Origin of the sequence: Solimonas flava DSM 18980, assembly GCF_000426685.1 — a bacterium.
GTDB lineage: Bacteria > Pseudomonadota > Gammaproteobacteria > Nevskiales > Nevskiaceae > Solimonas > Solimonas flava.
The window spans coordinates 1-9383 of the sequence record NZ_AUFV01000027.1 but is presented as its reverse complement, the minus strand read 5'-3'; the positions used below and the strand labels follow the sequence as shown (position 1 = coordinate 9383).

The 9383-nt window shown below is 67.5% G+C and carries 5 protein-coding genes and 1 pseudogene; 5 read left to right on the top strand and 1 reads right to left on the bottom strand.

What is annotated here, in order from left to right:
• The 5 genes and pseudogenes from K343_RS22820 to K343_RS22815 form a co-directional block, all read left to right on the top strand.
• Positions 1-2372, top strand: a 2372-nt coding sequence (locus K343_RS22820; protein WP_043113149.1) for an efflux RND transporter permease subunit, incomplete at its 5' end; no start/stop codon positions are given.
• A gap of 39 nt (positions 2373-2411) precedes the next feature.
• Entirely contained in the window at positions 2412-3767 is a 1356-nt protein-coding gene (locus tag K343_RS0118170; RefSeq protein WP_028009266.1) for a DUF1329 domain-containing protein, read from the top strand.
• A gap of 107 nt (positions 3768-3874) precedes the next feature.
• Positions 3875-6370, top strand: a complete 2496-nt coding sequence (locus K343_RS0118165; protein WP_020649256.1) for a DUF1302 domain-containing protein — start codon at positions 3875-3877, stop codon at positions 6368-6370.
• A 12-nt stretch (positions 6371-6382) separates the two neighbouring features.
• Positions 6383-7342 (top strand): YCF48-related protein, encoded by a 960-nt coding sequence (locus K343_RS0118160; RefSeq protein ID WP_020649257.1) that lies wholly within the window; start codon positions 6383-6385, stop codon positions 7340-7342.
• Between the two features lie 40 nt (positions 7343-7382).
• Positions 7383-8712 (top strand): annotated as a pseudogene (locus K343_RS22815) (transposase).
• A gap of 139 nt (positions 8713-8851) precedes the next feature.
• Here K343_RS22815 and K343_RS0118150 read toward each other — a convergent pair.
• On the bottom strand, positions 8852-9250 hold the full coding sequence (locus K343_RS0118150) for an AraC family transcriptional regulator ligand-binding domain-containing protein (protein ID WP_020649258.1): 399 nt from the start codon (positions 9248-9250) through the stop codon (positions 8852-8854).
• Positions 9251-9383: the final 133 nt, after the last annotated feature.

Here is a 9383-nt window from a genome sequence, read left to right as displayed (position 1 = left end):
TGCGCCAGAAGTCCGGCGACATCTACAACGCCGCGTTCATGCGCACGTTGCGCGCCGCGACCGACGCCGTCTATTTCACGCCGGGCATGGACCGCGCGCGCGTCAGCTCGCTGTTCACGCCGGACGTGCGCTATCTGGAAGTCGTCGAAGGCGGCTTCGCCGGCGGCAACGTCGTGCCGGCCGATTTCCAGCCGACGCCGGAGATGCTGGCGCGCGTGCGCGCCAACGTCGAGAAGGCCGGCATCATCGGCCGCCTGGTCGCCAACGACCAGAGCGCGGCGATGATCTTCTCGGAGTTGCTCGAACGCGATCCGGTGAGCGGCGCCAAGCTCGATTACCTGAAGACCGCGCAGCTGCTGGAGACCATCCGCGAGCGCTTCACGCAGCCGCGCCTCTACCGCTACCGGCTCAAGCACGAACTCGGCGCGCTGAAGGCCGGCACCGTGGTCGGCAGCGCCTATCACGCGCCGCGCGCCTGGTCGTTTCCGCTGCAGCGCATCGACACCGATCCGGCGCTCGCCGCCGACGGCGCCGCGCCGCCGGTCGTGCGCGGCTACCAGGTCGAGATCGAGGCCGTCGACAACCCGGACTACAACCCGGACGTCGACATTCACATCATCGGCTTCAGCAAGGCGGTCGGCGACATCGCCGACAGCGCGATCGAAGTGTTCAGCTTCTTCGGCCTGACCGTGTTCCTGGTCTGGCTGCTGCTGTGGCGCTACTGCGGTTCGCCGAAGGTCGCGCTGCTGCCGCTGGCCTGCGGCATTCTCGCGGTGATCTGGGAGCTCGGCCTGCTGCATCTGGTCGGCCTCGCGCTCGATCCGTTCGCGGTGCTGATGCCGTTCATCGTGCTGGCGATCAGCACCTCGCACGGCATCCAGATCACCAGCTTCTGGCTCAACGAGATCGCCGACAACGGCCTGTCCTCGTTCGACGCCGCGCAGGCCACCTATCGGCGCCTCGTCATTCCGGGCCTGTCGGCGCTGGCGACCAACTTCGTCGGCTTCGGCACCATCCTGCTGATCCCGATCGACATCATCCGCGAGATGGCGATCAACGCCATGCTCGGCCTGCTGGCGATCGTGCTGTGCAAGAAGATGCTGCTGCCGTGCCTGCTGAGCTTCGCCTCGCTGAAGGACCCGGTCGCCTTCCGCGCCCACCAGCAGCGCCGCGACCGCCACCTCGCGCCGGTCTGGCACGCGCTGTCCGGCATCACGCGCAAGCCGGTCGCCGCGGTGGTGCTGCTGTCGGCCGCGCTGCTGTGGGGCTGGGGCGCGTGGGTCTCGCAGGACCTGAAGATCGGCGAGCTGCATGACGGCGTGCCGGAGCTGCGCCCCGACTCGCGCTACAACCGCGACTCGGCGCAGATCGTCCACGACTTCTCGATCGGCGTCGACGTGCTGAAGATCGTCGCCGAGGGCAAGGCCGACGGCTGTATCGACCACTCGATCGTCTCGCTCGTCGACCGTTTCGCGTGGCGCATGGAGAACACCGCCGGCGTGCAGTCGACGCTGTCGCTGCCGAAACTGCAGCAGAAGGTCTACAACAGCTACAACGAGAGCAATCCGAAGTTCGACACGCTGCCGCGCGAGAGCGGCGCGCTGGTCATCACCGTGCAGCCGTTTCCGAGCTCGACCGGCCTGCTCAACGAGGACTGCAGCGCGCTGCCGGTGCTGGTCTTCACCAAGGACCACAAGGCCGAGACGATCGACGCGATCGTCGCCGAAGTGCAGCGCTTCATCGCCGAGCAGCCCAAAGACGCGCCGGTGAAGCTGCGCCTGGCGACCGGCAACGTCGGCGTCATGGCCGCCGCCAACGACGTCATCAAGGACACCGAGTACCGCGTGCTGCTGTGGCTGTTCGTCGGCATCGGCGTCTGCGTGCTGGCCTCGTTCCGCAGCTTCGCCGGCCTGGTCTGCGTGCTGGTGCCGCTGGCGCTCGTGCACATCGTCTCGTACGCGGTGATGGTCTACCTGCAGATCGGCGTGAAGATCTCCAACCTCGCGGTCGCCGCGTTCGCCGCCGGCATCGGCGTCGACTACGGCATCTACATCTACAGCGTGCTCGAGGAGAACGTGCTCAACAAGGGCATGACGCTGCGGCGCGCCTACGAGAACACCCTGCACCAGACCGGCAAGGCGGTGGTGTTCACGGCGCTGACGCTGGCGGCGACGGTCTGCACCTGGATGTTCTCGGACCTGCAGTTCCAGGTCGACATGGGCATCCTGCTGACGATGATGTTCGTCGCCAACGCGGTGGCCGCCGTGGTCCTGCTGCCGGCCTTCGCCGCCTTCCTGCTCAAGCCCAAACCCGCCGCGGTCGCCGAGACCGCTGCGGTCGCCGCCGCGCCCGTCGCCGGCCCGACGATTTGACCGGCATCGCGCAAGCGAGCCCATGACATGGAGAGAGAAATGAGGAAAAAACTGATGGCGGCGATGGTGGCGATGGTGTTCGCGCCACTGCCGCTGTGGGCGAAGGTGTCCGCCGACGAGGCCGCGCGCCTCGGCAAGGATCTGACGCCGGTCGGCGCCGAGCGCGCCGGCAACAAGGACGGCACGATTCCCGAGTGGACGCCGGCCAAGCAGTCCGGCGCCCTCAAGGGCGAGTATCCGAGCGACGCGCAGCTCGAAGCCGAGCAGCCGCTGTTCACGATCGACGCCAAGAACATGGCGCAGTACGAAGGCAAGCTCACCGAAGGCCACAAGGAGCTGCTCAAGCGCTTTCCGGCCACCTACAAGATGAACGTCTACAAGACGCATCGCAAGGTGAACTTTCCGGACAAGATCCTCGCCGAGACGCAGAAGAACGCGACGCGCGCGGTGCTCGAAGGCGTCGACAACGTCAGCGGCGCCTACGTCGGCTTTCCGTTCCCGATCCCGAAGTCCGGCGCCGAGCCGATCTGGAACCATCGCGTGAAGTGGCGCGGCGACGCCGTGCGCCGCTACAACAACCAGATGATCGTGCAGCAGAGCGGCACGTTCACGCTGACCAAGATCGTCGAGGACGCCAAGTTCTACTACGCGAACCTGTCCGATCCGAACCCGCCCGAACTCAAGCCGGGCGTCGACTTCCTGCGCTACCTCTCGGAGACGATCTCGCCGCCGCGCATCGCCGGCACCTTCATCCTGGTGCACGAGAAGGCCGGCTTCGGCACCGAAGGCCGCGCCGCGTGGCTGTACGCGCCGATCCTCAAGCGCATCCGCCGCGCGCCGGCGGTCTGTTGCGACAACCCCTACGAGGGCACCGACGGCCATCAGTTCTACGACCAGGTCGACATGTACAACGGCGTGCTCGAGCGCTTCACCTGGAAGCTGCTCGGCAAGCGCGAGGTCTACATTCCGTATGACGCGTTCCGCATCGCCGGCAGCAAGACCCGCTACGCCGACATGGCGCGTCCGAACCATCTGAACCAGGACCTGCCGCGCTACGAGCTGCACCGCGTCTGGGTGGTCGAGGCCGACAACAAGCCGGACATGCGCCACACCTTCAAGAAGCGCCGCTTCTACATCGACGAGGACAGCTGGAACATCGTGGCGATCGACAACTACGACCAGCAGGACAAGCTGATGCAGTTCCAGGAGGGCCACCTGGTGCCGTACTACAACATTCTCGGCGCGACCACGCAGCCGGAGGTGATCTATCACCTCAACTCGGGCCGCTACTTCGTCACCGCGATGATCAACGAGGACCAGCCGTACGACACCACGGTCCGCTTCAACGACAGCGCGTTCGACGCCGACACCGTGCAGAAGCGTACGTCCAAGTAGGTCGGTTCATACCGGGAGGGCCGGCGGCGCGTGCGCCGCCGGCCTGAAGGCGGGGGCCCTCGGCAGGGTGCCCCGGGCTTTGTCAGCCTTTTGCGGGGGAGAAAAACATGAAAGCCATTACGGCGACGGCTGCCGCGGCGGCCGGCTTCATCCTGCTCGGCGCGACGCCGGCGCAGGCCGTCGAATTCGACTTCAGCGTCGGCGACACCGATTTCACCGCCGTGCTCAACAACACGGTGACGATGGGCGCGTCGTGGCGCGTCGAGGACCAGGCGCGCTATCTGGTCGGCAAGTCCAGCCTCGATCCGGACGTCTGCGGCGGCTATTACCAGTCCTGCCAGGGCGTGCATCGCGATCAGGTCTATCCGGCGCAGCGCCTGTTCTCGGCGCCGGGCATGGCGTCGATGAACTTCGACGACGGCAACCTCAACTACAACAAGGGTGACGTCACGCAGGCGCCGCTCAAGCTGTCGCAGGACCTCAACATCAAGTTCGGCGATTTCGGCGTGTTCGTGCGCGGCATGGGCATCTACGACTTCGTCAACTACAACCATTTCAAGGAGCGGCACTACAACCGCATCACGGCGGACAACTACACGTCGGTCGGCAGCACCGGCGACGTCGCCGCCAACCGCTACTTCGCGCGCACCTACGGTCCGGGCGCGCGCATGCGCAGCGAGCGCTCGGAGCGCGAGGCCAAGCAGATCGGCCTGCGCTACGACCTGCTCGACGCCAATTTCTACGGCACGCTGCCGTACCTCGACGGCGAGCGCGAGCTGATCTTCCGCGTCGGCCGGCAGACCGTGAACTGGGGCCAGAGCACGGTCGCCGTGATCAACAGCGTCAACCAGGCGCAGCCGGTCAACGCCAACAGCCTTTACCGTCTCGGCTTCGGTCTGCTCGAAGAGCTGTTCGTGCCGGTCGGCATGGTGCGCGCGGCGACCGACGTCGCCGACGGCGTCAGCGTCGAGGGCTACTACCAGTACGAGTGGGAGCCGATCGAGATCCCGACGCCCGGCAGCTACATGTCGTTCGTCGACCTCGGCAATGACAATCTGCGCGGTTCGATCAACGCCGCGTTCGGCGGCTCCGCGGACGATCCGGATCATCGCGGCACCCTGCTCAACAACCCCCTCGGGCTGATCACGCCGACGACGCTGACGATCGACCGCCTGCGCGACAAGAAGGCCAGCGACCAGGGGCAGTGGGGCGTCGCGCTGAAGTACTACGCCGAGTGGCTCAACGACGGTACCGAGCTGAGCCTGTACGCGATGAACTACCACTCGAAGCTGCCGTACGTCAGCTTCTACTCGACCGACGCCAGCTGCGCGCGCCGCGAGGGCAACCGCCTCGGCATCGACGCGACCAACACGCTGGAGTTCCTGCAGGCCTGTCCGAACCTGCCGGTGTCGCAGCCTTCGGCGTCGACGCAGATCCTCGGCGACCTCACGCGGCTGACGCTGGCGCGGCCGGGCATCCTGCCCGAACTCGGCCTGCTGTCGGGCGGCGGCAGCACGGTCGGCGGCCTCGTCAATCTGCTGCTGCCGCGCCCCGGCCTGCCGGAGAGCGACGCCGTGCCGCTCGACACCGCGAAGTTCCGGCTCGAATACCCCGAGAACCTGAAGATGTATGGCTTCAGCTTCACGACCACGGCCGGCGATCTGTCGTTCCAGGGCGAAGTCTCGTATCGGCCGAACGTGCCGCTGCAGGTCGCGCTGGTCGATCTCGCGTTCGCGTCGTTCGGACCGACGCTGACGCGCTGCCACGAGCAGTCGCTCGGCTGCGCCGGCGCCTCGGCCGGCGTCGGCTACGATGCCAACGGCAATTACATCGTCTACGACCAGAACAACTTCGTCGACGCCGCCGGCAACAATCCGTATCCGGACGCGGTCAACCTGATCGTCGGCGCGGCGCCCGGCTCGGCGCGCTCGTTCCCGAACTTCATCATTCCGTACCGCGGCGGCATGGTCGGCGAAAACGCGCCGAATAGCTACATCCGCGGCTGGATCCCGGGAAAGGTCGCGCAGTACAACCTCGGCGCCACGCAGGTGCTCGGCGCGTCCGACAACTGGATCGGTGCCGATCAGGTGATCCTGCTCTACGAACTGGCGGCGACGCACGTGCTGAACATGCCGAAGTTCGATCGCCTGCAGATCGAAGGGCCGATGACGGCGACCACGCACGCCAGCGCCGGCGCCGACGGTAGCGGCGCCGACGGTTCGCGACTGGCCTGCTCGACGAATCCGGCCTGCTCGTACGGACCGGACGGCCTGCGCTTCAATCCGTTCCAGGCGCGGCGCAGCGCCTTCGCCGATCCGTTCTCGTGGGGCTATCGCGTGGTCGGCCGCATCAGTTACGAATCGGTGCTGCCCGGCATCAGCGTGCAGCCGCTGTTCATCTGGCAGCAGGACATCCAGGGCAACTCACCGGGCCCCGCCGGCAACTTCGTCGAAGGCCGCAAGTCGCTGAACCTGCTGCTCGAGACGCGCTACGAGAAGTCCTACTCGTTCACGATCGCCTACAACATGTTCTTCGGCGGCGGGCACAACAATCTCTACGCCGATCGCGACAACCTCGGCTTCTTCGCCAAGTACCAGTTCTAAGGGAGAACCGCCATGCGATTCGTCTTCGGCCTGAGCGCCGCGCTGCTCGCGCTGGGCGCCACCGCGTCACCGCCGGCGCCGGTGCCGTCCGAAATGGCGCCGCGCGCCGCGCACAGCTCGCTCACCGGCATCGCCGTCGCCGGCGAGCAGCTGATCGCGGTCGGCGCGCGCGGCCACATCCTGCGTTCCGGCGATGGCGACCGCTGGGAACAGGTGGCAGCGCCGGTCGACGTGCTGCTGACCGCGGTGCGCTTCGTCGATGCGCGCAACGGCTGGGCCGTCGGCCACGACGCCACCATCCTGCACAGCGACGACGGCGGGCGCAGCTGGCGACTGCAGCACTTCGAGCCGGGCCCGAACGTGCCGCTGCTCGACGTGCTGTTCCTCGATGCGCGCCACGGCTTCGCGGTCGGCGCGTACGGCCTGATGCTGGAGACGCGCGACGGCGGCGCGAGCTGGGAGCGGCGCGAGTCGGCGCTGACCGAGGAAGGGCTGCACTTCAACGCGCTGGCGCGCCTCGGCGACGGCTCGCTGCTGCTGGCCGGCGAGGCCGGCATGCTGGCGCGTTCCGCCGACGACGGCGCCAGCTGGCAGCGTCTGCAGTCGCCGTACGAGAGTTCGCTGTTCGGCGCCTTGCCGAGCGGCGCCCGCGGCGCGGTCGTCGCCGGACTGCGCGGCAACGTGTTCCGCACCGACGACGTCGCCGCCGGCACGTGGACGCGTGTGGCGACCGATTCGCAGCAATCGGTGTTCGGCCTGTCGGCCCTGGCGGACGGCAGCGTCGCGCTGGCCGGCTTCAGCGGCTTCCTGCGCGTGCTCGGCCCGGACGGGCGCGTCGCGCCGCCACGCCCCGACGGCGTGTCGCCCGAGGCGGCGCGCGACAGCGAAAGCAGCACGTTCAGCGGCGTGGTCGCCTGGCGCGATGAGCTGATCACGGTCGGCAGCAGCGGCGTGCAGCGCTGGCGCCGCTAGGAGCCTGGGCGGTAGAAAGCCATGGCGCTACGATTGGGTGATGCCGACGACCTGCCGCCCATACGACCCCGACCCGCTTCTGCTGCTACCCGCGTCACTCAAGGAGTGGCTGCCGGAGCAGCACCTGGCCTATTTCATCGCCGACACCGTGGCCGCGCTGGACCTCAAGGCGTTTCACGCACGCTATGAAGGCGACGGTCGACGGCGGCAGCCGTTCGATCCGTCGATGATGGTCTAAGGTGCTGGTGTATGCCTATGCCAGCGGCGTGTTCTCGTCGCGCAAGATCGCAGGTCGTCTGGAAGAGGACGTGGCGTTTCGCGTCCTGGGCGCGGGGAATTTCCCGGCGCACCGGACGCTGCGCGAGTTTTGCCAGCTGCACCTGGCCGAGTTCTCGGCGTTGTTCGTGCAGATCGTGCAGCTGGCGCGGGAAGCCGGCCTGGTGAAACTGGGCCGGATCGGCATCGACGGCCCCAGGATCAAGGCCAACGCCAGCAAGCGCAAGGCGATGAGCGATGGCCGGATGCTGGAGCAGGAGCGGCGGCTCAAGGCCGAGATCGCGGATCTGATGAAGCAGGCCGAGGCGCAGGACACGCAGGAAGATGCGCAATTCGGTGCGGACCGGCGCGGCGACGAGCTGCCTGACGAGCTGGCGCGCCGCGAGCAGCGACTCAAAGTGATCCAGGCCGCCAAGGCGCGGCTCGAAGCCCGGCAGCACGAGCAGGACCAGAAAGACGGACGCAGCATGGACGACGACGGCCAGACGCGCGGTCCGGGTGGACGCCCCTGCAAGCGCGCCTTCGTGTGCCCGACGACAAGGCGCAGGACAACTTCACCGGTCCGCAGTCGCGGATCATGAAGACGGCCGATGGTTTTCAGCAGGGCTACAACGCCAGGCGGCGGTGGACGAAGACAGCCACCTGATGGTCGCGACGGGGTTGACGGACTGCGCGGCGGACAGCGGGCAACTGCTGCCGATGATCGAGGCGACGACGCGCAACACGGGCGCCGCACCGATGATGACGCTGGCCGACAGCGGCTATGCCAGCGAGGACAACTTCGCGACGCTGGAGGCGCGGCAACTCACGGCGTGCGTGGCGCTGGCGCGTGAAGGCAAGACGTTGCGCCCGGTTGACCCAGAGCACCACCCGGCGACGCAGCGCATGGCCGAGCGCCTGGCCACGCCCGAGGGCAAGGACCACGACCGGCGGGCAAATACATTCCCGAGCCGGTCTTCGGCTGGGTCAAACAGGCGCTGGGCTTTCGGCGATTCAGTGTCCGCGGCCGGGACGCAGTGACCGGAGAGTGGAATCTGGTATGTCTGGCGCTCAACCTGCGGCGGATGCAGCGGCTGGGATGGGTGCCGGCGTAACCGATCAAGGGGGCAACGCGCCACGCACCGCAGGCCGCCAATTCTCGACCCGCTTCGATGCGACTCGTCTGCGCCACGCGCCAGACCGATCGTCGCTTCGCGCGCACTGCCTCGCGCAAATCAAGCTCGGCTGAAATTTTCAGCCGCCCAGGCTCCTGGCGCCAGCGCCAGCGCCAGCGCCGCGTCGCGGTCGCATGCGGAACGTCGGCATGACGAGGCGGAAGTGGCGCGTGATGAACTGCAGCGCGCCCAGCACGGTCGGGCAGCTGAGCATGCCGAAGCCGACGATGCTGTGCGTGCTCGGCGTCAGCAGCCGTCCCATCTCGAAGCCGAGATCGGTGCGCGGGCTGCGCAGGTCGAGCTGCTGCACGAGCCGTTCGACGCGCGAGAAGCGGATCGTCGCGTCGGCCGCCTCCAGTGCCGCCGGCGGCGTCCCGGGCTGGATCAGCAGGTCGGCGATGTCGACGTGGTCGCGCGCCAGCATTTCGGCGAGCCGCAGGTAATACCGCACCGGCACGAGGTAGTCGATCTTCGCCATGGCTGTCGGGTCTTTCCGTGTTGTCGCATTATGACAAGCAAGTGGCGTGAAATGATAAGACCGCGATCGCTGCGCAAGGCAGCATCAAGCCCACTAGCCGATCGCCCGATCGATCGGCGCCGCCGGTGACCCG

Coding starts and splice junctions, on each gene's coding strand:
- K343_RS0118160 (WP_020649257.1), top strand. CDS start 6,383: ATGCGATTCGTCTTCGGCCTGAGCGCCGCGCTGCTCGCGCTGGGCGCC.
- K343_RS0118170 (WP_028009266.1), top strand. CDS start 2,412: ATGAGGAAAAAACTGATGGCGGCGATGGTGGCGATGGTGTTCGCGCCA.
- K343_RS0118165 (WP_020649256.1), top strand. CDS start 3,875: ATGAAAGCCATTACGGCGACGGCTGCCGCGGCGGCCGGCTTCATCCTG.
- K343_RS0118150 (WP_020649258.1), bottom strand. CDS start 9,250: ATGGCGAAGATCGACTACCTCGTGCCGGTGCGGTATTACCTGCGGCTC.